The 22,551-nt window shown below is 40.6% G+C and carries 17 protein-coding genes; 6 read left to right on the forward strand and 11 right to left on the reverse strand.

The genetic code is table 11. The annotated features are described in order from the left end of the window. Positions 1–3 precede the first annotated feature (3 nt). Positions 4–1,260 carry a lipopolysaccharide biosynthesis protein gene (locus L1266_RS07180; RefSeq protein ID WP_235377174.1) on the forward strand — a complete coding sequence of 419 codons (1,257 nt, stop codon included), beginning with the start codon at positions 4–6 and terminating at the stop codon, positions 1,258–1,260. On the opposite strand, the gene L1266_RS07185 is transcribed toward L1266_RS07180, so the two are convergent. Beyond that, positions 1,249–1,965 carry an SIMPL domain-containing protein gene (locus L1266_RS07185; protein WP_054552674.1) on the reverse strand — a complete coding sequence of 239 codons (717 nt, stop codon included), beginning with the start codon at positions 1,963–1,965 and terminating at the stop codon, positions 1,249–1,251. The genes L1266_RS07180 and L1266_RS07185 overlap by 12 nt on opposite strands. Before the next feature lie 169 nt (positions 1,966–2,134). On the opposite strand from L1266_RS07185, the gene L1266_RS07190 reads away from it, so the two are divergent. Together L1266_RS07190 and L1266_RS07195 are read left to right on the forward strand one after the other, a co-directional pair. Further along, the gene (locus L1266_RS07190) at positions 2,135–4,804 is read left to right on the forward strand and encodes a bifunctional acetate--CoA ligase family protein/GNAT family N-acetyltransferase (RefSeq protein ID WP_054552675.1); all 2,670 of its coding nucleotides are present in this window, start codon (positions 2,135–2,137) and stop codon (positions 4,802–4,804) included. Positions 4,805–4,813: 9 nt separating this feature from the next. Continuing rightward, entirely contained in the window at positions 4,814–5,767 is a 954-nt protein-coding gene (locus tag L1266_RS07195) for an ion transporter (protein ID WP_054552676.1), read from the forward strand. Positions 5,768–5,788: 21 nt separating this feature from the next. Here the strand turns inward: L1266_RS07195 and L1266_RS07200 are convergent, their stop codons facing one another. Genes L1266_RS07200 through L1266_RS07210 form a run of 3 tightly spaced genes read right to left on the reverse strand, consistent with a single transcriptional unit; the run spans position 5,789 to position 10,938 of the window. Next, positions 5,789–10,294: an EAL domain-containing protein gene (locus L1266_RS07200; RefSeq protein WP_235377175.1), complete on the reverse strand. Its 4,506-nt coding sequence runs from the start codon at positions 10,292–10,294 to the stop codon at positions 5,789–5,791. A gap of 15 nt (positions 10,295–10,309) precedes the next feature. Further along, positions 10,310–10,735: a GNAT family N-acetyltransferase gene (locus tag L1266_RS07205; RefSeq protein WP_054552678.1), complete on the reverse strand. Its 426-nt coding sequence runs from the start codon at positions 10,733–10,735 to the stop codon at positions 10,310–10,312. A gap of 2 nt (positions 10,736–10,737) precedes the next feature. Then, positions 10,738–10,938 (reverse strand): DUF3283 family protein, encoded by a 201-nt coding sequence (locus L1266_RS07210; RefSeq protein WP_036966037.1) that lies wholly within the window; start codon positions 10,936–10,938, stop codon positions 10,738–10,740. Between the two features lie 151 nt (positions 10,939–11,089). On the opposite strand from L1266_RS07210, the gene L1266_RS07215 reads away from it, so the two are divergent. After that, positions 11,090–11,794, forward strand: coding sequence for a transporter substrate-binding domain-containing protein (locus L1266_RS07215; RefSeq protein ID WP_138598881.1), 705 nt, complete (start codon positions 11,090–11,092; stop codon positions 11,792–11,794). Here the strand turns inward: L1266_RS07215 and L1266_RS07220 are convergent. From L1266_RS07220 to zntR, 4 genes are all read right to left on the reverse strand, one after another. Further along, positions 11,791–12,036 (reverse strand): DUF1289 domain-containing protein, encoded by a 246-nt coding sequence (locus L1266_RS07220; RefSeq protein ID WP_138616262.1) that lies wholly within the window; start codon positions 12,034–12,036, stop codon positions 11,791–11,793. The two genes, L1266_RS07215 and L1266_RS07220, sit on opposite strands and share 4 nt — an antisense overlap. Before the next feature lie 99 nt (positions 12,037–12,135). After that, entirely contained in the window at positions 12,136–13,266 is a 1,131-nt protein-coding gene (locus tag L1266_RS07225; protein ID WP_235377176.1) for a 1-acyl-sn-glycerol-3-phosphate acyltransferase, read from the reverse strand. Positions 13,267–13,421: 155 nt separating this feature from the next. Beyond that, entirely contained in the window at positions 13,422–14,651 is a 1,230-nt protein-coding gene (locus tag L1266_RS07230; protein WP_235377177.1) for an SO_0444 family Cu/Zn efflux transporter, read from the reverse strand. After that, positions 14,635–15,048, reverse strand: coding sequence for a Zn(2+)-responsive transcriptional regulator (gene zntR, locus L1266_RS07235; RefSeq protein WP_082874003.1), 414 nt, complete (start codon positions 15,046–15,048; stop codon positions 14,635–14,637). The genes L1266_RS07230 and zntR overlap by 17 nt, the downstream gene beginning before the upstream one ends. Positions 15,049–15,142: 94 nt before the next feature. On the opposite strand from zntR, the gene L1266_RS07240 reads away from it, so the two are divergent. Both L1266_RS07240 and L1266_RS07245 read left to right on the forward strand, forming a co-directional pair. Further along, entirely contained in the window at positions 15,143–16,087 is a 945-nt protein-coding gene (locus tag L1266_RS07240; RefSeq protein WP_235377178.1) for a D-2-hydroxyacid dehydrogenase, read from the forward strand. A 162-nt stretch (positions 16,088–16,249) separates the two neighbouring features. Next, on the forward strand, positions 16,250–16,630 hold the full coding sequence (locus tag L1266_RS07245) for a DUF3192 domain-containing protein (protein ID WP_187490291.1): 381 nt from the start codon (positions 16,250–16,252) through the stop codon (positions 16,628–16,630). A 37-nt stretch (positions 16,631–16,667) separates the two neighbouring features. On the opposite strand, the gene L1266_RS07250 is transcribed toward L1266_RS07245, so the two are convergent. The 3 genes from L1266_RS07250 to L1266_RS07260 form a co-directional block, all read right to left on the reverse strand. Continuing rightward, positions 16,668–17,591 (reverse strand): GGDEF domain-containing response regulator, encoded by a 924-nt coding sequence (locus L1266_RS07250; RefSeq protein WP_054552684.1) that lies wholly within the window; start codon positions 17,589–17,591, stop codon positions 16,668–16,670. After that, entirely contained in the window at positions 17,560–20,988 is a 3,429-nt protein-coding gene (locus tag L1266_RS07255) for a response regulator (RefSeq protein ID WP_235377179.1), read from the reverse strand. The genes L1266_RS07250 and L1266_RS07255 overlap by 32 nt, the downstream gene beginning before the upstream one ends. Positions 20,989–21,049: 61 nt before the next feature. Continuing rightward, on the reverse strand, positions 21,050–22,447 hold the full coding sequence (locus tag L1266_RS07260) for a PhoH family protein (protein ID WP_055197676.1): 1,398 nt from the start codon (positions 22,445–22,447) through the stop codon (positions 21,050–21,052). Positions 22,448–22,551 lie beyond the last annotated feature (104 nt).

Below are 22,551 nucleotides of genomic sequence, written 5' to 3' on the forward strand. Positions count from 1 at the left end.
TCCATGAATAAGGATGTTGTTAAAGCGTTTTTATCGCTCAGTAGTTTTACCGCCCTTAACCATGGTAGCCGTATTGTGCTTACCTTGTGCCTTGCAAGGTTATTAAGTACTGATGAGTTTGGTACTTTCGCGGCGTTACTCGCACTGTGTGAAATTTTGTTATTACCTGCGAGTATGGGCTTTGCATCATCTTTAATGCGTATTAGCTACCCGCTCTACAAAGCTCAGCAACATGACTTACTACGCGGCTTAAAACATGTTTATTTAGCTGCATCGTGTTTATTCGGGGTGATTTTTGTCGCTGCTGTGGTGATTAGCTTTCAGGCTATTTCACCGCACCAAAGCGCTCAAGAGCATGTGGCCTATTTACTATTACTGGTGCCGATTGGCGCCATTATGCAGAGCCAATCGGCTTTTTTAGTGGCTTTGAATAAACCAAAAATTGGCTTGATAACGCAGCAGTGTATTTTTGAATTGCTAACAGCGGGGTTTTGCTTTTTCGTGTACTTGATACGTGGCGACTTATCGTTAGTCGAGATTTGTATCTTGTTGTTTTGTAGCATCTTGTGCGTAGTCATTTATCAATATTGGTTAATCAAAAAAATGATCGTTGCAAGCACTGCCCGCTACCAAACCAAGCAATGGTGTAAAGACTCATTGATCATGCTCGCCAGTGGTGCAGGCACCGTGTTGGTAGCAAAACTCGATGTCTTACTGGTGCATCACTGGTTTGGTGCACAAGGCGTGAGTATCTTCTTTCCTGCGGTAGTGATTGCTGGCTTACTGACTATTTTAGGCAATGCCGCCAACCAATATTTAAAACCCATTTTAATGGCCGATGAGACGACCGAGCAGCAACTTAGCGAGTTAATGAAAGTGGTATGGCGTTTTAACTTTGCCGCTATTTTGCTACTTGCCTTGCTCGCAAAGCCACTACTCACTCTCTATGGCGAAAGCCAATTACAAGAAGGATTTTGGATTTTAATGCTGCTGTTACTCGGGCAATTATTATTACCAGCAAGAATTTTAGCCAGTAGCATGATCAAGTTAAAAGGCAACCCGCTTATCAACTTGTATGTCTTACTTGGTGCAACCAGTGTCACGGTTTTAATGGCAGTACTATTAAAAGATCAGTTTGGCTTATTGGGGGTGGCTGTGGCGTTTAGTGGCGGCTTTATGCTTGGAGCGATTTGCCGCATGGTGATTGTGTGCACACGCATGCGGCAACCTTTATCTGTGGTATTGGGTTTAGTCAGATAGATAATATTCAACACTGGTAACTACACGCACTTTTTTCAGCTGAGGTGTGTTTGAATCTCTATCAGAAATTGAAAACTGCCCCTGACGCGCTGTTTTAATTTTACCTAATTTAGACTGTGAATCTTTGGCAAATTTCATTGCTACTTCGCGGGCTTTTTCGGTTGCTTCTTGAATCATATTTGGCTTAATTTCATTTAAGCCATTAAATAAATATTGAATCCGCGTTTCGTAATTATCTTGTACTATCGCAATGCCTTGTTTGGCTAATTGGCTTACTGCGCCTAAGGCATTTTGCACTTTTTCAATATCATTTGAATAAACAATGACATTATTACGAGCAATATAACGAAACTGCTGATTCTCGCCGCCATATTCGCGAGCTTGTTTATCAATAATCGATTGGCTACCAAGGCTGATTTCTTCATCACTAAAACCATGTAGTTTTAAAAAAGCCACAACCGCATCACTTTTCTCTTCAACTCGACCCACTAGTTTTTCAAGGTTGTTATCGGCATCAGAAAACTGTAACGGCCAGATAACGGTGTCGGCTGGCACTTCCATTTCTGCTAGCCCTTTAACATGAACTGTGCGCTCCATGCCCTTTACATCAAGGGCTGCACTTTTCAAAATAAAACCTAATCCGAGCAAACCGACCGCCAATGCACACGCTGCAATAACGATATTAAATGGTTGCGCTTTATTCATGCTTTTCTCCTTGATGTAGGTCACTGTTTTTGACTCGAAAAGTAGTTATAAACAGGTTATCTTATGAGTATAACTTTTAATACTTTGGAAGCGTGTCGGTTCTAGTTTGAGTGTATTAAACTTAACAGACCCTGAAGTTTTAACAAACATCGCAAGCGAAGGAAACAGCATGAGCGTTAAACGTATTAGCCAATTTTTTAATCCTAAATCGGTCGCGGTGATTGGCGCCTCAAATTCCCCTAACCGAGCGGGCTTTGTGGTGATGCGTAATTTACTACAGGGGGGCTTTAAAGGCCCAATCATGCCTGTTAGTTTAAATCACAGCGCTGTACACGGGGTATTAGCCTACCCAAGCATTGCTGCACTACCTAAAGTGCCCGACCTTGCGGTTATTTGTACTAATAAAAATACCTTAATTAACATCATTAATGAGCTTGGAGAGCTTGGTTGTAAGCATGCGGTGGTAATTGCAGCGGGTTTAAACGTCGACCAAAAGCACGCATTAAAAGAAGCAGCAGCTGAGGCAAATGTCTCTTTACTTGGGCCTAATTGTTTGGGCTTACTTATTCCTCATATTGGTTTAAATGCCAGCTTTTCACATACGGTTGCAAGCCCAGGAAAGCTTGCTTTTGTATCGCAATCTGCGGCTGTTTGCTCAACCATTCTAGATTGGGCGAAAAACAAAGAAATTGGCTTTTCATATTTTGTATCTGTGGGTGATTGCCTAGATATCGACTTTGATGAGTTACTCGACTTTTTAGGCCGAGATGCAAAAACTAAAGCTATTTTGTTATATATCGATAATATTGAAGATATTCGCAGCTTTATTTCCGCAGCGCGAGCCGCTGCGTTTAGCAAACCCGTAATCGCCATTAAAACCGGTAAAACCAGTGCTGGTGCCCTCGCTGCAGAAATACACACTGGTGGCAAACAAAGCTCAGATGCAGTCTATGATGCGCTATTTCAGCGAGCAGGTATGCTTAGGGTAAACGACTTACGAGAGCTTTTCGCTGCGACACAAACGCTGGCAATGCACCCAAAACTTCTTAAAGTCGAGCAGCTAACCATTTTAACCAATGGCGGCGGCCCAGGTGTCATGGCTGTGGATACGCTCTTGCAAAGCTCAGGAAAGCTGGCGGAGCTCAGCGATGAGACTAGAGCTGCGCTTAATAAAGTCATCCCGCAATCAGAAATGACCTCAAATCCGGTGGATATTTTTGGTGACTCAGCGCCAAGACGCTATCAACAAGCCTTAGAAATCTTACTACAAGCCAAAGAAGTCAAAAACTTGCTGATCATCCATACTCCTTCAGCACTTGCACCGAGTGAAGATTATGCAGAGATCATTGTTGAAACCTTGGAAAAAATCCCAAAAATGGCTCGCCCTTATGTTATGACTAACTTTATGGGTGAAGATGCCGCCTATGCTGCACGTAAAGTCTGTACCAATAACGCTATTCCAACCTACCGTACACCTGAAGGTGCGGTGGGTGCCTTTATGCACTTAGTAAGTTATCGTCGTAACCAAAAGCATTTAACACAAACACCAGAATCAAACACCGATGATGCAAAAATAAATAAAGACGCTGCACGCTCTGTGGTGAGCGAGTTTTTAGCCGAAGAGCAAAGCTATTTATCAACCCATGAAGCTAGTCAAATTCTCACTCATTATGGTATTGATTGTATTCAAACTGAAGTTGCTTACACGCCAACAGAAGCCAAAGAACAAGCTATTGAGCTGGGTTTTCCGGTAGCGTTAAAACTAATTAGCCCAAGTATTCCTTCTAAATCAGAAGTCGGTGGTGTTGTCCTTAATTTAAATGATGCGCAAGAAGTTGAGCAAACAGCCTTTGCCATGCTGCTACGAATCAAAAACACCTACCCTGATGCCCATATTGAAGGTTTCTCACTGCAAAAAATGGCACCGCGAGCGGGTGCTAATGAGCTACGTATCGCCATCAAAACAGAGCCTAACTTTGGTCCGGTGATTTTACTAGGTGAAGCTGGCACCGGACTTGAGTTCGCACAAGCTGCAGTGGCATTACCGCCACTTAATATGAACTTGGCAAAATACCTAATTGCTGCGGCGCACGATAAAGGCGTACTTAAAGACCGCGTGCTACCAGAAAAAGTCGATAAATACCGTTTATGCGCCCTACTCACCCGTATTTCGCAGCTGGTTATCGATCAACCTGATATCACCAGTGTTGAACTTAATCCAATTTTAGCCAGTAACGGGCAGTTTTTGGTCCTTGATGCGACCATTGGTCTTAGCCGTTATAAAGCAAAAGCGAACCGTAAACGCTTGTGTATTCGTCCCTACCCAATTGAATTAGTTAAAGAAGTAACCCTTAAAAATAATACCCAAGCACAGTTAAGACCTATCAAACCGGAAGATGAGCAAGCACACTTAGAGTTTGATCAATCATTAAGCAAAGAAGACAGATATAAGCGCTTCTTCGGTGAATTACCGCAATTTAATCATGATCAGCTCGCGAAAATGACGCAAATTGATTATGACCGAGAAATGGCGTTTATTGTCAGCCAAGAGCAAAATGGTTCAGCCTGTACATTAGGGGTATCTCGAGTATTGATGGATCCAGACAAGCTCGATGCTGAGTTTGCAATTGTGGTGCGCTCTGATTGCCAAGGTTTAGGGCTTGGTACAATATTAATGAATGCGGCGATTGAGCATTGTAAAAACCAAGGCGTTAAACAAATTTCAGGGATCACTTTACCTGAAAATACTGGCATGATTGAGCTGGCACGAAAACTCGGGTTTAAGATCACCCGCGACTTTGAAGAAGGCAGCATTAATATGGTGCTAAAACTTAACTAAAACTGGATCATTATTTTGCATCGTTTAAGAAATTACACTGCACGAGTTTTTGAAGGTAATGGTAAATATCGACGTGTAGGACGCGCACTTGACGTGTTTTTGATGTCGCTGATCATGATCAATGTAGTGGCAATTGTTTTGGAGTCGGTTGGCCCTTTAGCAAAGCAGTATCATTATGAATTTTTAATGATTGAGCTGATTTCTGTTGCTATTTTCAGCCTAGAATATGTGCTCAGGCTTTGGTCATGTGTAGATAAAAGCGTGCACAAAGAAAGCACGCTGACAAACTCAAAGATTCGTATTAGGTATTTCTTCTCGCCCATGGCGCTGATTGATCTCATTGCGATTTTACCCACCATTCTAATGATGTTTGTGAGTGTTGATTTACGTTTCTTACGAGTACTTAGGTTAATGCGTATTTTTAAGCTCACTCGTTATTCAAGAGCGATGCAGCTATTACTAAACTCGTTCAAAGAAGAAAGCAGTTCACTGCTTGCTGCATTTTTTATAATGGCCGTGGTCTTGATCATCGCCTCATGCGGTATTTATTTAATTGAACATGATGTGCAGCCCGATAAATTTGGCTCTATACCTGCTGCAATGTGGTGGGCCATGGTGACACTTACAACCGTTGGTTATGGCGATGTGGTGCCTGTGACTCCTCTAGGCCGCTTATTTGGTGGTGCTATCACACTAGTAAGTATGGGCATGGTGGCAATTCCAACTGGTTTGCTAGCTTCAAGCTTTTCTGAACAGTTACGTAAACGCAGACAAGTGTTTACCGATGCAGTACATGAAGCCATTGAAGACGGCCACTTATCGCCAGTTGAAGAAGAACATTTAGAGAACTTACGCTATAAACTAGGCTTAAGTCAGCAAGAGGCGAACAAAGCGATTCATAACGAACTTAAAAACCGCAATCGCAATTTATATTGCCGCCACTGCGGTAAACGCCAAGATTAACTAAAGGGTAAAGCTTTGGCTTTACCCTAAAAACTCATCATCCCACAGGGTGTCTAAAAGCGCTTTTACTTCATCACCTGCTACAGGTTTACTAAATAGATAACCTTGAAAGTACTCACAGCCTAAAGAGCGTAAGAACTGCAATTGAGTGCGGTTTTCAACGCCTTCGGCAACACATTCTTTACCCAAGCTTTTTGCCAGCGTAAGCGTTGAGTTGATAATCGCTTCATCACCTTTATCAATACCAATATCATTAACAAAGCTTTTATCAATTTTTAGCACATCAACCGGAAAGCGTTTTAAGTAGGTCAGTGACGCATAGCCAGTTCCAAAGTCATCCATATAAATCCGACAACCTAGGGCTTTGAGTTTATCCATGCTCTGCTGTGCTTTATCTGAATCATGCATCATGACTGATTCAGTAATTTCAAAAACCACCGCACTGGCAGGCACTTTACTAGCTTCAAGCGCCTTATGAATATTTTCAACTAAGTTTACACTTTCAAAATCAAGAGCAGATAAATTAATCGAAATATATAAATCAGGATGCGTCGTGCGCCATTGACGAAGCTCAATCAAAGCTCGTGATAAAGTCTGCAGCATTATTTTGGTAATTAACCCTGAGCTTTCTGCTGCGTTCGCAAAATCTTCAGGCTTATATTCATCTTTATTTGGCCAACGTAAAAGTACTTCTAGCCCCGCGACTTGGCGTGACTCAGCACTGACTATTGGCTGATAAAAGTTACAAAACTCATGCTCTTGGTAAGCTTTACTTAACTGCGATTCTAAATGCAAAGTACGTTGTACTTGTAAGTTCATTTCTTGCTTATAAAACTGATAACCACCTTCGACCAGTTGTTTGGCGTGATACAGAGCCACATTAGATGCTTTTAATAATGCTTTGGTGGTTTGCGCATCATCAGGATAAACAGCAACTCCCACACTGAAGTTTACTTTTACTGCTTGTTGGCTGAGCTCGATATGCGTTTCAACACTATCCATCACTCGTCCACACAATGATAAAAGCTCATCTACTTGTTTAAAGTCTTCAGCTAAAATAACAAACTCATCACCATCAAAACGTGCAAGACTATCTTGCGGTCTGAGAACTTGCTTTAGGCGTTTAGCAACACGCTTCAGTAACTCGTCTGACTCTTCCCGACCGAGTGAATCATTAAAATATTTAAAGCGTTTAATATTAATATTTAGCAAAGCGACTTTATTTTGATGATAAGCAGCTTGCTCAATTGCATGATTAACTCGGTCATTAAATAGCGTTTTATTTGGCAAACCTGTTAAGGCGTCATAGTTAGCCAATAAGTGTAATTCACTCTCTGCCAATTTTTGCGCGCTAATATCAGTCACGATTATGACGTAACTATCTAGCTGACGATTACTTCCTGCAACAGCACTAATTTTAATTAATACTTGGCGCTTTTCACCAGTTGCTACCTCTACAACGTCTTCAGCTGAGAAATGCTCGCCAGACTGCAGCTTTTGCATCACTCTTAAATAATGTATGCGGGCAGCAATAGACAAACCGAGTGTTAGCGAGCGACTAGAACGAGGTTCAGCCGGAAAACCAAATGCATCTTGAAATGATTTGTTAGTAGCTCGAATTCGCAGATTTTTATCTAAGATAAACACCCAATCGCGAGTTTGCTCAAACGCTGCACCAAACAAGCGCGCGTTTTCTTCAAATACGAGCTCTCGTGTCATATTGGTATAGGTACCGGCTACTTTTTCTGGCGCATTATCTTGCCACTCAACTACTTTGCCAAAATCTTTATACCAGCGCCAATTGCCATCAGCATGGCGTAATCGGTAGGTGCAATTAAAATAACCTTTTTGTGTTGATAAAAACTCTAACCACTCTAAGCGGAAAGTTTGCTTATCGTGAGGGTGAATTCTTGCTAAGTAATCATCTAAATTAACACTGTCTGTTTCATAGCCTAGCTCATTCTTAAGGCGCGGTTGATATATAATTGGACTTTGTGAAGACCAATCCCACACACCTGAATGACTCCCTTCAAGCGCTAACTTTAAGCGTGCTTCACTTTCTTTACTTTCTTTATGAGCGGCAAGCAAAATTTGTTGCATACGATTTCGTCTAAAAACCCAAGCAGCGACAAAAAGTGCAACTAATAAAACATACAAAACAATGAATTGCGGAGCACGCCAAAGTGGGTACTTTACTTCAATATTTAATATAGCGGGTGGCGTTAACTCCCCTGTTAATGGATCTTTTGCCCATACTTTGAGTTGATACTTACCCGCACTAAGTTTTGGGAATAACACCCGGTTGTTATTACGGGTATAGGTTTTTTGACCATCACCGAGTTGATACTCATAAATGATACGTTCTTGATAATTAAATGCCATTGCCGAAAAGGCAACTTCTAGACCTATATCATCATGCTCAAGAACGACACTATCAATAGGCTGCTTTAGCTCGGCAGGTAGATCACGAGACATTAAATCAAGATTAGTAATATTAACGTGATCAATTAAAGCTTGCTGGTAGTGGTTATCCATAGGAGAAAAGTAAGTAAACCCTTTGAGCGTACCATAGACAATTTGCCCTGACTCAAGCTTTGTGAAAGCACCACTATTAAACTCTGTAGAGAATAGCCCCTCTGAGCCTGTAAATTGTTGAAAGTGAAGATTATTAGGATTAAGCCGCCAAAGGCCTTTATGGCTGCTCATCCAAATCATACCCGCTTCATCAAGTACCATGTCGTATAACAAGGTTCCTAATTTATTTTTTTCAAGGTCAATGGTATAGATATGCTCATAAGTGCTAGCATCTAGGCCGATCAAGCCAAAGTTAGAAAGCGATAACCACAGTACATTGTTATTATCTATGATGTATGACATCACATTAACGGCTACATTTTCGTGTTGCTCGGGAACAGTATAAATCGTTGTCAACTCGAAAGACTGCGGATCAACCTGATATAAAATACCTGCATTATAAAATAAAGGCGCATCGGGCTTAGAAGATAAGGCGGGTAAGAACCCATAAGCTAAAAATGGCTCAAATTCATCAAATTTCCCACCAAGTCGGGTCACTTTTTGGCTATCAATATTGTATACAAACATGCCGTAATCAGGGTGGACATAGTAAAGATCACCCGAGGGCATTAATAATATGCCATGCACCCAGTCGTTTATTAAAACCTGATTTTCAGGATTTGCAGCCTTAACAGGTGACGCTTGTTTTGTGTCTGGATCAAAACTCAAAATTCCCCTGTTAGTGTGTAACCACAACTTATCTTTATAGGGCATTATTTGGTAAACGCTGAACTCTGTCGTTATTAAGTCAACTTGGTAGTCTTTTAAGAACACTTCACTTTCGTTAGTCTGTAAGTCAACCGCTGTTAAACCGTTGTGTGTGGCCAGCCAAAGCCTATTTTTAAACTCCGCAATACTCCAAATCGAGTGATGTGATAAACCATCACCTTTCAGTGAGTTAGCAGTCACATTAATAAAGTTGTAATTATCATAAGATAAATAAAAGGCCCCATCATTTTTTGTCGCCAGCCACATGCCACCCGATTTATCTTTTACAACATCAATAATACTGTTATCAGCTAAGGTATAGCCGCCTTCCCGTAAACGCTTATTTTTATTAAGCTCTGCTGTTACTAGGTCGTATTCAAACAACCCTTTATCCGTACCTAAAGTAATCGCATCTTTTTCTTGAATAATGGTCCAAATATTCAAATCTTTTATTAAGGTTTTATTAGAGAAAGGCTTATTTGGAGTCTCAAACATCGCTTCTAAATTACTGATATCAACTTGATACAAACCTCTGACAGCACCGACTAGTAGCGTTGTTTGATCGATTACTGCAAATGATTTCACATAATTTTGATAAATATGACTTGGTTTTTGCTGTAAGTGCTCAAGCTTACGAACCTCACCGCTAGCAATTTGATATACATAAGCGCCATTACTTGTGCCCATAAAAATGAATCCGTTATAAGCATACAACTCTCTTATAACACTGCTTTTTACACGCTCAGGGATTTCAAAAATTGAAGTGACTTGTTTTGTTTCTAAATCCAACTTGGCAAAGTCCCAACCCCGACCTAGCCATAGTGTTTTGTCATCAACAGCCACCATACTAAACACCGACTCAATAAAAATTTGCTCTTCTGTGGTGGGTTTAGCAATAAACTGCTGATAAGTATCGGAAGTGGGATCATAACGGAATAAACCCGCTTGTAGCGAAGCTATCCAAATATAGCCTTGAGGATCTTGGTAAATACGGTCAATGATGGCATCTTCAAGCTCACCATTAGGTCCTTTGATATGAACAACCTGATAACCGTCGTAGCGATTAAGCCCGCCCTCAGTCGATAGCCAAAGATAGCCACTGTTATCAATGAGCATGGTGTTTACATAACTTTGCGATAAGCCTTCGCTGGTTGATAACCGTTTAACTTGTGAAAAAGCGCAGTGGCTAAACAAGACAAAGCTCAAAAATAAAAAAATGGTTATACTGGAAAAGAACTTAGTCATTGACGTTCCAAATTGCTAACTTGGCACTGTGTCACGCGTAAAGTGCATCGCAACAATTTTTCGGTGTGCATAAAGTTCAAATAGTGATTGCAAGGAGTTAGGTAATGTTAATATATAGTTAAACCCATTTTGTAGATAAAAATCAATCAGATTTTGGTACACGAAGGTAAAAACAACCTTCTTTTGCCGAGCGGTTACGGCCGCAAGTAGCTGCGAAGCAACCCTTTGACCACGCCATAATTCATCTACATAAAGAGTAGACAAAAATAATAACCCTGATTGGTCTTGTACTCTACACGCCGCGATTATCTCAGAATCTTTATAGGCAACCCATACTTGGTCAGCCTTGGTTGCTCGGCCACGTGCATTGTGTTTATCATAAAATTTATTTACTAACGGCGTTTTAATTGGCTCAAGTAAACAAAATCTAAACGCTGCCATGACTAGCTCATTAACGAAAGGTAATGCTCAAATTGTTGCTTAAGAAAAGCCTGCTCAGACATAGGACGATTATTTATTGCAGTATAAACACCTTCACGCGTATTTTTACCGCGCTTTATTTGATAAGCCCAAAATGATGCTTCGTAGTCCAATTGAATTTGATATTTTTGCTCTCTTGGCAATTTACATAAATTGAAACTCATACTTTCTCAGCTTTAATAATTTGATTTTTCTAGTATAACAAAATTCAAATCGTTTAATCCGATAAATTAGCCCAAAAAAGCCTCTGACGAAACTTGATTTTAGCAACACTTGCCAGTAAATTAACGAGCAATTTATGTACGCAAGGAACGCATGTTGTCAAAATATCTGAGCCACAGATTCGCCTTTTTTTTATTATTCTTTTGCTTTTCAAGTTTAGCCAATACCCACACTCTCTTTTTTAATCGCCCTGCTGATACTCCACAAGCTCGCTTTGTTATTGATTTACTTAAAATGGCCTATAAAGAAATTGGCTACGAAATGAGTATCATTGATTTTAGCCATCAAAATGCGCTGGAGGCCGCAAATCAAGGTGTATTAGATGGTCAGCTTGGTCGCATTGCTGATGTCAAAGAAGGCTATCCAAACTTAATAAAAGTGAACTACCCTTTATTTGATTTTAATTTAATCCTGCTAAAAAACTGCAAAACATGCTATTACCCAAAACTAAAATCGCTCGCAATCCAATCAAGTTACCCTGCAGCACAGAGTTACATTGAACGACACCCTTTTAAAGGTGATGTAATAAAAGTTAGAAATGTCACGGCTCAATTGAATCTACTTACGCAAAATCGTGTTGAAGGCGCAATTTTACTCGATTTTATGTTATCAACTAAACACCCTGACTTTGATCAAGATGCATTTCACAAACAAGTGCTGATGCCAATGCAAAGCTATCACTTTGTTCATAAACGTCATGAGAAACTAATACCCAAACTAACTAGAGTACTAGAGAAATTTGATGAAAATGGCACGGTGCAATTTTTAAAATCAAAGTACAATCTCACCGAATTTTAGAAATCAAACCCTCCTTGCTCAGGCGTTGATTGTTGATTTTCAGCTTGTTGCTTTTTCTGAAGGTAACGTTTGTAACGCTGTTGGCATAGACTGATCACTTTACGTTTTTCTGCATTGGTAAACTTATTCCAATAAAATCGCTCATCACGACTACGATAGCAGCCTTTACAATAACCCCGGTTATTAACTTGGCATATCCCTTTGCAAGGGCTTGGAATTTCAAATATTTCAATCTGTTGCATCACAAATGCCGGTTAATAAGTAATAGTAAAAGTATAGCCTGAAAATTAACCATAAAAAAAGCCACTTTAAAAAGTGGCTTCTTAAACTATTTGTTTCGCTTACTTAGACTCGCTTGTTGCAAGTTCTGCTTTACGATGAAAAGGCTTAGCGTACATAGCTAATACCAAAGGCTTTAACTCCTCTGGCACTTTTGCGATACGCTCATTAAATGCAGCGGCATCTTTTTCATTAATCACAGCTTGCGTACAACCACCTGCAATATAATTGCCTGGGTGTAAGAAAAATGAATCAACAATTTGCTGATCGATAGTTTTTGCCAGCTCTTCAGGCGATTCACAGCCCGACTCAATTGGCTCGCCAAACGCTAAATGTACATGCCCTTTAGCGGTGCTAAAACCTTCAACAATACTTGCTATGTCTTCACCCTGCTGTTTCACATACTGGCCATGTTGCTGTTTATGATAAAGCTCTTTCGCTTTAGCAATCGCACATGGCTCGTATTGATAAGAGATAGACACAGGTACAATTTTTAATTCGCGTACGTATTCAGCAAACTCTTTCTTCTGCTTGCGGCCTTGTAACTGCAACATTTTAAGCAGGGCAGGATCTGTTTGGTCAAAACCGTCTTTTGCTCGGCCTTCTTTTTGCGCTATCCAAATTGAGTGGCCTTCAGCAAGTGAGTCATAAATATAAGCAGACAGCTGCGACAGCGCTTTTAGCATCTCTTTCGGTGCTTTCGCTGAGCGCTTCACAATAAAGCTCTTGTTTAAACGCATTAACTCAGTGATATAAGGAATTTGCAGTAAGTTATCGCCAATTGCGATACGAACTGTCGGCATGTTGTGCTTAAACAAGCCCCAATTAACGAGCGCAGGATCAAGCACTATATCGCGGTGATTAGAGATAAATAAGTAAGCTTGTTTTGGGTCTAGTTTATCAATGCCCGAAAACGTTACCTCTGAAGTAGTGCGGGTGATTAGTTTGTTCAAATAATCAGCCACTTCGTGCTGAACTTGCTCAACCGATGAGGTGTTACCCCACTTTTTACGCAGCTGACTGCGCACTAATGGGCGAGTAATAAATGGGAAGTTCGATAAAAAGCGCGGTAAGTTATACTTAGCGATTACATCTACAAAGGCATTATCAGCAATCAAACGCGCTACTGAGTCAGCTACTTCATCATCATTGTAAGGTCTTATGTCGGCGTATTTATCCACACTTTCACTCATTAAAAACTACTTAAGTTAAAAAACGGCACGCAAAGCGTACCGTTAAAAATAATTGGCGGATTATAACTCAGGCAATTTTAAATGCGAACCGAGACGCGATAGTTAACCAAATTAAATGCCAATTAATGTAGAAAATATTTATCTATAACAAATAATTAAGCAATGCTCTTACCAGTTTGCGAGGATTTTTTTAATACCATTTTTAACAGCAATCTGAGTATTAAAATTGCCAACACAATACCTGCAGCAAGGCTTAACCAATGAGGTAGAACCTCGTGCTCTTCACCCATCATCGGCGCTACCACAAAACCATATTGCACCACTAAATAATCGGTTAAAAAACCAAAAGCCAGTGCCGTGCCAATCACACCTATTAGGTAGGCAAATACCGCTCGCTTGCCAAGCTCTTTACCAACGACACCAAGCGTTGCGATATTGGTTGCCGGCCCAGCTAACATAAACACAAGCACCGCCCCCGGAGATACACCACTGAGTAATAAACCTGCCGCTATAGGTGTCGATGCAGTTGCACAAATATACATAGGAATACTGATTAAAATAACCACCAGCATAGCAAGGATGCCATTCCCCCACTGGCTTAAAAAAGACTCTGGTACATAAGTTTGTACAAGCGCTGCAAAGAATAAACCGATCATTAGCCAAATCATGGTGTCTTCAAGCAGCTTATTGCAACTAAAGCTCACCGCGCGTTTCAGTTTGCTAAAACGACTTTCAACGGCTTTGGTTGGCTGCTCACTGCTACAACAGCTTTTCTGTATAGGCGCTGCTTTTTCTGTTGAGCAACTTTGTTGCTGCTCCTGTATTGGTTGCGATTCCTTGCTACTACAACAACTTTGTGCGGGCTTTGCTGGCGCCTCTTTACTGCAACAGCTCGTTGTGGTCACAGGCTTTGGCTGTTTACTACTACAACAAGAGTCTGCTTTAGTACTTTCTTTATCTGATTCTGTACTTTGTACTTGTTGGAGTTCACTGTCTTTCCCCACTAAGACGCCGGCCACAATGGCGCTGCACACGGCGGCAATAGGACGTATTATCGCCATAAATGGGCCTAGCAACACATAAGATACCGAAACCGAATCGACCCCAGTTTCAGGGGTTGAAACTAAAAATGCGGTGGTGGCACTTTTCGATGCCCCCGCTCTTCTTAAACCAATGGCTGCTGGGATCACACCACATGAGCACAAGGGCATTGGAGCACCTATAAAGGCTGCTTTAACTGTGGTCCACAACCCTTCTTTGCCTAAATGCCGGTTAAGAAAGTTAGCAGGCAAATATACATTGAGAAGACCTGCTATGAATAAGCCCAGCATTAACCAAGGTGCTGAGAGTAAAAACAGATGCCAAAAATTATTGAGTAAGTCCATCGATATCCTCCAGCGTCGTTAGTATTGAGCAGTTTTCAGCAGGCTCTTCACCGCCACAACATTTATCTGCCAACAATGAAAGTGAGTCATAAAAGCGAGTAAGCTCTGCAATTCGCTGTGCAACGAGATCACGTTTTTGTAACGTCATCTCTTTAACTTCATGACAAGAATGCTGATCTTTATGAAACTTAATTTGCAGTAGCTCTTTGATCTCAGCCAGACTAAAGCCAACATTCTTTGCTCTGAGAATAAACGCCATTTGCTTATAGTCATTCTCAGAATAAAAACGATATCCCACGTCTGAACGCGAACTAGGCGTTAACAAACCATGCTTTTCGTAGTACCGTAGCGTATCTGTTGAGACACCCAACTGACGGGCAAACTCACCTATTTTCATCACCGTCTCCATTGTGAAGCGTTTATTTATTATGCTCACTATAAACCTTGGAGTACACCCCAAGGTCAAGCAATAAATTAAAAAAGGAAAGCACATGAATATTACTGTCCTTGATACAGCGACATTAGCCAACACGTCGTTAGATGCCTTAGCGCAATTAGGTAAATTAACCTGTTACGATTTAACTGCTCAAGAACAGGTTGTTGAGCGCTGCCAAGATGCCGATATCGTTATCAGTAATAAAGTGGTGATTGATCAGCACGCCATGAGCAAATTACCTAATTTAAAATTAATATGTGTTGCAGCGACTGGGACTAACAACATTGATTTAATAGCAGCCAAAGAGCATAGCATTGCGGTGACCAATGTCGCGGGCTATTCAACACCGAGCGTGGTGCAGCACACCTTTACTCTCATCACTAACTTACTGGGCAATACTCACAGATATATTAATGATTGCCAGCAAGGCTTATGGCAGCAAAGTCCTATGTTTTGCCGTTTAGATTACAGCTTTAAAGAAATTGCAGGCAAAACATTGGCTATTATTGGTTACGGTTCACTAGGTAAAGCCGTTGCCGATGTAGCGCGTGCTTTCGGTGCTAATATCATCATCAGTGAACGAAAAGGCCATGCACCTCGTGAAGGTCGTGTTAGTTTTAATGATGCTCTAACCACAGCAGATATTATTAGTGTTCACTGCCCACTTACTGATGAAACACGCAACCAAATCGCCGCGACAGAATTAAGCATGATGAAACCGTCAGCTATCATTATTAATACTGCTCGTGGTGGAATTATCAATGAAGCCGATTTAGCTGACGCATTAGCTAATAATGTTATTGCCGGAGCCGGTGTTGATGTACTCAGTAAAGAACCTGTAGAGCAATCAAATCCGCTGGCACAGTATAAAGGCGCAAACTTATTACTTACTCCGCATATTGCTTGGGCCAGCCAAGAATCTATCGTGCGTTTAGTTAACGAAATTGCTTTGAATATCCAAGCATTTAATCAAGGCGAGATGCGTAACAGGTTGGTCTAAATCGCAATTTATTAGTCAAGAGAGCTAAGTAGTTAGTAATTTATTACTTAGCCCTTTCACTAAAAACAACCTAAATAGTTGATTTAATTGAAATTTAAAAGTTTGGCAAGCAGTTTGCAATTGAGTGATTAACTAAAAACAATTTCTACGGGATAAAATAACATGAAAAAAGCACTTCTAATTGCCGCGCTAACTGCACCATTTTTAACTGGTTGTGTCATTGCTGTTTCTGACGGTGAAGCAGACACACATTGGGCTGGTAGCTCATCTAGCTGGCAAAAGCAGCATAAAAATAACCGTGAAGCGATCTCTAATCTTGCATTAAATACCAGCTATCAAACTGTATTAAACAAACTAAATACTCCTAACTTTACCGAGTTATTAAAGCAGGGTGATGATGTGTACCAAGTATTATTCTATGCAACCCATAGTATTCATTCTGATGGCAAGATGACTAAAGACGAATGTACACCACTGGTTTTTAAAAATGATAAGTTAATCGGTGTGGGTGATACGATTTATAAATCACTTAGCAATGGCTAGCTTGCATATTTAAATTCTGTAAGTAGGCAGCTATTGCCTACTTATGTTCACTCATAGCTATCATTCTCGATACTATCTGATCACGCCCAGCATCTTTTGCCTGATAAAGACCTAAATCAGCTTCTTCAAGTAATGTTTGCTCTGCATACACCTGGCCATTTTCCGTGGTCGCAATACCAATACTAATTGTGACATGGTCGGCATTTAGTGACGCTTTATGCGGAATGTTTAACTCATTAACGGCATTACGTAATTTGTTTGCAAACGACATAGCTTCTTTTGCAGAAGTATTTGGAAGTACTGCTGCAAACTCTTCACCGCCATAACGAGCAACAAAGTCACTACCTCGCTCACATGCTCCAACTAAGGCATGAGCAATTTGTTTTAAACAATCATCGCCTGCTCGGTGACCATAACAATCGTTGTAACGTTTAAAGTGATCAACATCCATTAATAATACTGATAATGGTGTTTGATCACGACGACAACGACGCCACTCTCGCGCTAAGTTTTCATCTAAATAACGTCGGTTTGGGATCTCTGTTAGGCCATCAATTGAGGCGAGCATTTCAAGCAAGTCATTTTTTTGTTTGATCATTAATTGATTGCGCACACGTGCACGAACGATCGCTGCACTAAAAGGTTTGGTGATGTAATCCATCGCCCCTAATTCTAACCCTTTAGCTTCATCATCATGGCTAGTATTTGCCGAGATAAAGATTACCGGTAGCATGCTTGTCGTTGCGTTCTCTTTTAATTTGTTGAGTACTTCATAGCCGTCGATTCCTGGCATAACAATATCCAAGATCAACAGATCCACACTTTGTGTTTTTAGAAATGTCAGTGCTTTTTCGCCACTCTCAACACAAAAAACATCATAGTCTTGCTGTAATGTTTTTTCTAATACCAAGCGGTTTAACGGATCGTCATCAACAATCAGTACCTTGGCTCTTTTCAACATCAGTAGATCCTTGTTCGATGATAAAGGCAATAACCTGTTTTATTTGGCATTGCAACTCATCAATTAATTGTTCGGAAAGTTCACCTTTAGCTTTTAGTGTAGCCTCGCAATGCTGAGCGCACGCTGACAATCGTTTAAACCCAAGGTTACCAGCCGATCCTTTCACATTATGCACCACGCGGATCAACTCGTCGGTAGTCTTTAATGTAGAAATTTGTATTAACTGCTCTGCTGCCATAGTCGCAAACTTTGACAACATAGTTAATACTAACTTATTATCATTTCCAAATTGAGATAAGATAAAAGCCTTATCAAAAAAAGCTTCTTTTGAGTTTTTAAGCTCACTCATTGCTAAAAACAATTTACTCGCAACAATAGGTTTAGTTAGGTGTTTATTCATTCCTGCCGCAATTGAATGCTCAATATCTGCAGCCTCACTATGAGCGGTAAGCGCGTATATCGGCATTTGCTCTTTGGTGTATAATTGACGAATAATTCGCGTCGCTTGGCAACCATCCATCCCAGGCATTTGAATATCCATAAAAATTACGTCAGGCTTGATCTCTTTAGCAACTTCTATACCTTTTTTACCATTTAGAGCACAAATGACAGTAATATCTATTTGCTCCAAAATACTCTTAATGATGCTCAAATTAAGCGGATTATCATCAACTGCAAGTACTAAAAGTCCAGATAAGTCAGTACTCGAAGGCAAACAAACTAATTCTCTTTTTGTAGGTCCTGATGCTTTATCTAGCTGTAAGCAAAAACTAAATTTGCTGCCTTTGCCTTTTTCACTATCAAGTTTTATCTCTCCGCCCATTAAAGCGACTTCATATTTAACAATCGCTAAACCTAAACCGACCCCCTGATGAGAGCGTGTTAAAGACTCATCTCCTTGCGTAAAAGCATCAAATAACCGCCCTTGATCAGCCTTATTTATACCTATACCTGTATCTTTAACTGTAAAACAAATTAGTTGCTGCTCTAAAGACTCTTCAATCAGCTCTAAACACAGAGTTATTGTGCCTTGTTCAGTAAACTTGGCTGCATTTGTCAATAAATTGGCTAATACTTGCTGCAAACAAATTTGGTCGCCAATTAAGAATTCGTTGATGTTCTCATCACGGTCAATGATAAAATCAATGCCTTTATTTGTGCATAAGGGAGTGATCACACCTCGACTAAAATCAATTAGATCAGATAAACTCATAGGGGCTTTATTCATTTCCAGTTGAGCACTTTCGGCACGTGCAAAATCAAGCATTCGATTTAAAAGCGTCAGTAAACTATTAGCTGCTGTTTTTGCCTGCTCTGCATGAGTGCGCTGATGCTCAGTTAGCCCTTGCAATGCAATAACATCAATTAAGCCTAGTACTGCATTGAGTGGTGTGCGTATTTCATGACTTAGATTAGCAATAAAGCGGCTTTTAGCGAGCGTTGCCCGCTCTGCATCATCTTTTGCTTGCACTAAATCCGTCACATCCTGTACATGAACAACATAATAATCTGGTGTTTGCTCGGCATTCCAAACTAGGGACACACTAATTTGCAGCCAGCGCTGCTGTTCTTGCTGCTCAAGACTAAAGTGATAAACTTTTTTCTTCTCATGCAGCAGCTCTGTCAGAGTATTTTTCAACGTCTGATAAGACTGCTCAGCAAATAAGTTTGTCAACTCGAGGCCATTAACGTTTTCAATTGCAAAGATTTTTCGTGCCGCTTTATTTGCTTGCAGCACTTGATCTTCAAGTGATACCAGAAGCACCCCATTCGCTGCGTACTCCATAGCACTGCGCAATTTCGCTTCTGAGCTTTGTAGTGCATTCAGTGCATTATACTGCTCGGTAATATCACGACCAATCGCCATGGTACCAAGAAATTGCTGGTGCTCGTTGTAAAATGGCACAATGCTAAAAAGGTAAGTTTTCTCATAATTTGAAAGACGAGTTTGATACGTTTTTTTGTCTCTTAAAACCTGCTTCTCAAGTTCATTTAACTCGCCATTATCATCACTAATATCACATAATTGCTGGCCTACTAACTTCTCTTGTGGCAAACCAATATAGCCTTCATACGCTTTATTACAGCCTAAAAACGAGCCATCAATATTCTTAAAATAAATAAGATCCGGCACGTTATTGAGCATGGTATTTAATAACGCTAAGTGACGTTCTTTCGCATCAATACTACGACGCAATTGTTTTGACTTTACCTGTACCTGAGAATCAAGCGCTTTATTCGCCTCTTGTAATGATTGGACGAGCTCTTCATTGCGGCTAAACACTCGTTTTACACGGCTGAACCAAGGCTGCCAATCGACAGGAATACGATAATGAACTAACGCTTGTTTACCTTCATCATGCTGCTCAAGGTAATTCATTAAGTGCGTCATTGGTTTTACAAAAATACGTTGACTCAGCCAAAAAACAGCGCTGAACATCATCACTAAAAACACACTCAAAAACGCGAATTCTAAAAAGATGTCGTAGCCAACAGGTTCACTCAGGGCCTGCTTTGATTCATAGAAACGAGTGTAAATAGGTAAATTTGTTGCTTCTTGCACTAAATGGCTGTGGTTATTCTTGCGCATATCGACAGCAACATTCGGCCAATATTCGCTGGCACTGATGGCAGTGTTAAGCGCTGTTTTTGAGCTGGCAATAACTTGGTTATCTTGATTGATAAAAATATACTCACCATAGTTAGGCGCTATTTTCTTTAACCAGCTAGAAATTGCTTTAAGATCATAAATCAACACGATGTAATCACGACTATTGGCTGCTCGTTGCTTACCAATTGCAAAATAAGCATGGCCATTAATTGTCAACACAGAGCTTGAGGAAAGCTTATTACTATTAACTAATTGAGGCCTAAATTTGTTATCTAACACACTGGTCAAGAATTCACTTTTTGACGTACTTCGGCGCTTAATATAAACAAAACCTTGCTCATTAACATAAGCCACGGCTTCTAAAGATTGAACAAGTGACAGGGTAGTATTAAAAGAGGGGCCAAGGGCGATAACTCGCCGCCACTGATTAATTGCATAAGCGGTTGAGGCAAACTTTCCTTGCCCGACTATCTCCCCCACTCCATCGCCAACACTTTGGTAGTAATAGTGATCATATTGATTCACATTGCGTGCCCAACTTGGATCAAAGTCATAAGAAAGTGGCTGCTCGTAAAGCTTGAACATGGTGTCTATAAGGCCATCTGCGGCACTCATCGCATGGCTAAGCTGAGCGGATATATTATTAAACCCGCTTTGCCTGCTTTCTATCGCCCGCTCAAGTTTTAAATTATATAGGTGTAAACACAAAAAAAACGCCACTAACAGCGGCACAATAAGTGCCACTGCTAAAGAGCGATAGTAATGCTTTAACGGTAAAAAATTCACTGGCTTATAAGTACCTTACCTCGATAAAGCTAGGTTAACGAGGCATAGGAATACTGGCAAGTTATAAATTTTCTTCAGCAAAGCTGGCTAAGCGGCTACGTACCACACCGTTTAAGTTAACGGTGGCACTGCCCTGAAAATCTTTAAAACGTTCAACAATATAGGTTAAGCCTGAGGTGACAGGCGTGAGGTAGTTACTATCAATTTGCGCTAGGTTTCCTGAGCAAATGAGTTTAGTGCCTTCGCCGCAGCGAGTGATAATGGTCTTCAGTTGTGAAGCAGTTAAGTTTTGACTTTCATCCAAAATGACAACCGCATTTTGAATACTACGACCACGCATAAAGTTTACCGATTTAAACTGTACATTGGCTTTTTCCATAATGTAATTACGGCTCGAAATTGGATTTTCGTCCCCTTTATGCAGCACTTCTAACGTATCGGTAATAGCAGCTAACCACGGCGCCATTTTCTCTTCTTCAGTACCAGGTAAAAAGCCTATTGATTCAGCAATCTCTGGGGTATTACGCGTAACAATCACTTTATCGTAAATGCCTTTTTCAATAATCATTTCAAGGGCACTAGCAAGGGCGAGTAAGGTTTTACCACAGCCAGCGGGGCCAGTTAAAATTACCAATTCAATACTTGGGTCAAGTAGCGCATCAAGTGCCATACCTTGATAGACATTTTTTGGCTTAACGCCCCACGCGGTATGACTCATCAAGCGCTCAACACTAATATCCTTTAAAGTAATTTGTTTATCATCGTAGCTTGTTACTCGAGCCGCAAAGTGGTCACTTTCATCTAAAATATATTCATTGCAGAACACATCGCTAATCGTGCTTTTTGCAACATGATGATAGGTATCTCGGCCTTGCTGCTCTGTTTCGCACTCTCCAACCTGTTGCCAAAAATCACCTTCAATTTTTTTATAGCCGCTTGTAAGCAACGCTATGTCGTCAATTAATTGGTCCGTTCTGTAATCTTCAACAAATTTAAGCCCTGCCCCTTTCGCTTTGAGGCGCATATTGATGTCTTTAGTGACAAGCACCACCTTGCTGTCACTGTGCTGTTTTTGCAGATGTACAGCGCAATTGATAATACGATGGTCGTTTTCGTTGCCAGGTAAACCCGAAATACTGTCTGCAAATAAATGGTCATTAACAATAATTAAGCGGCCACGAGATTCTGATTTTGCCTTTTTGTTACTAGGGAGCGCGACACCCTGCAACATTTGCTCTGGCGAAGCGTCCTTTAGAACTTCATCTAAACCACGAATAGCAACACGGGCGTCACGGCTAACGTCATGTTTCCTATCTTTAATGTGGTCGAGCTCTTCTAATACTGTCATGGGGATAACAACATCATGTTCTTGGAAAGATAAATAAGCGAGGGGTTCGTGGAGTAATACATTGGTATCGAGCACATACATTTTACTATCAAGGTTCGAAGCTTTTTCCATAGCACTTTCCTTACGTTTTATGATTTTTATGCTATACCCAATAAACTAAACAAGCGGCGGATGAAGCTATGGTTTATTCGTCAGGTATATACTCAGTTTAGTCT

Source organism: Pseudoalteromonas sp. Cn5-37 (genome assembly GCF_021532495.1).
Taxonomy (GTDB): Bacteria; Pseudomonadota; Gammaproteobacteria; order Enterobacterales; family Alteromonadaceae; genus Pseudoalteromonas; species Pseudoalteromonas simplex.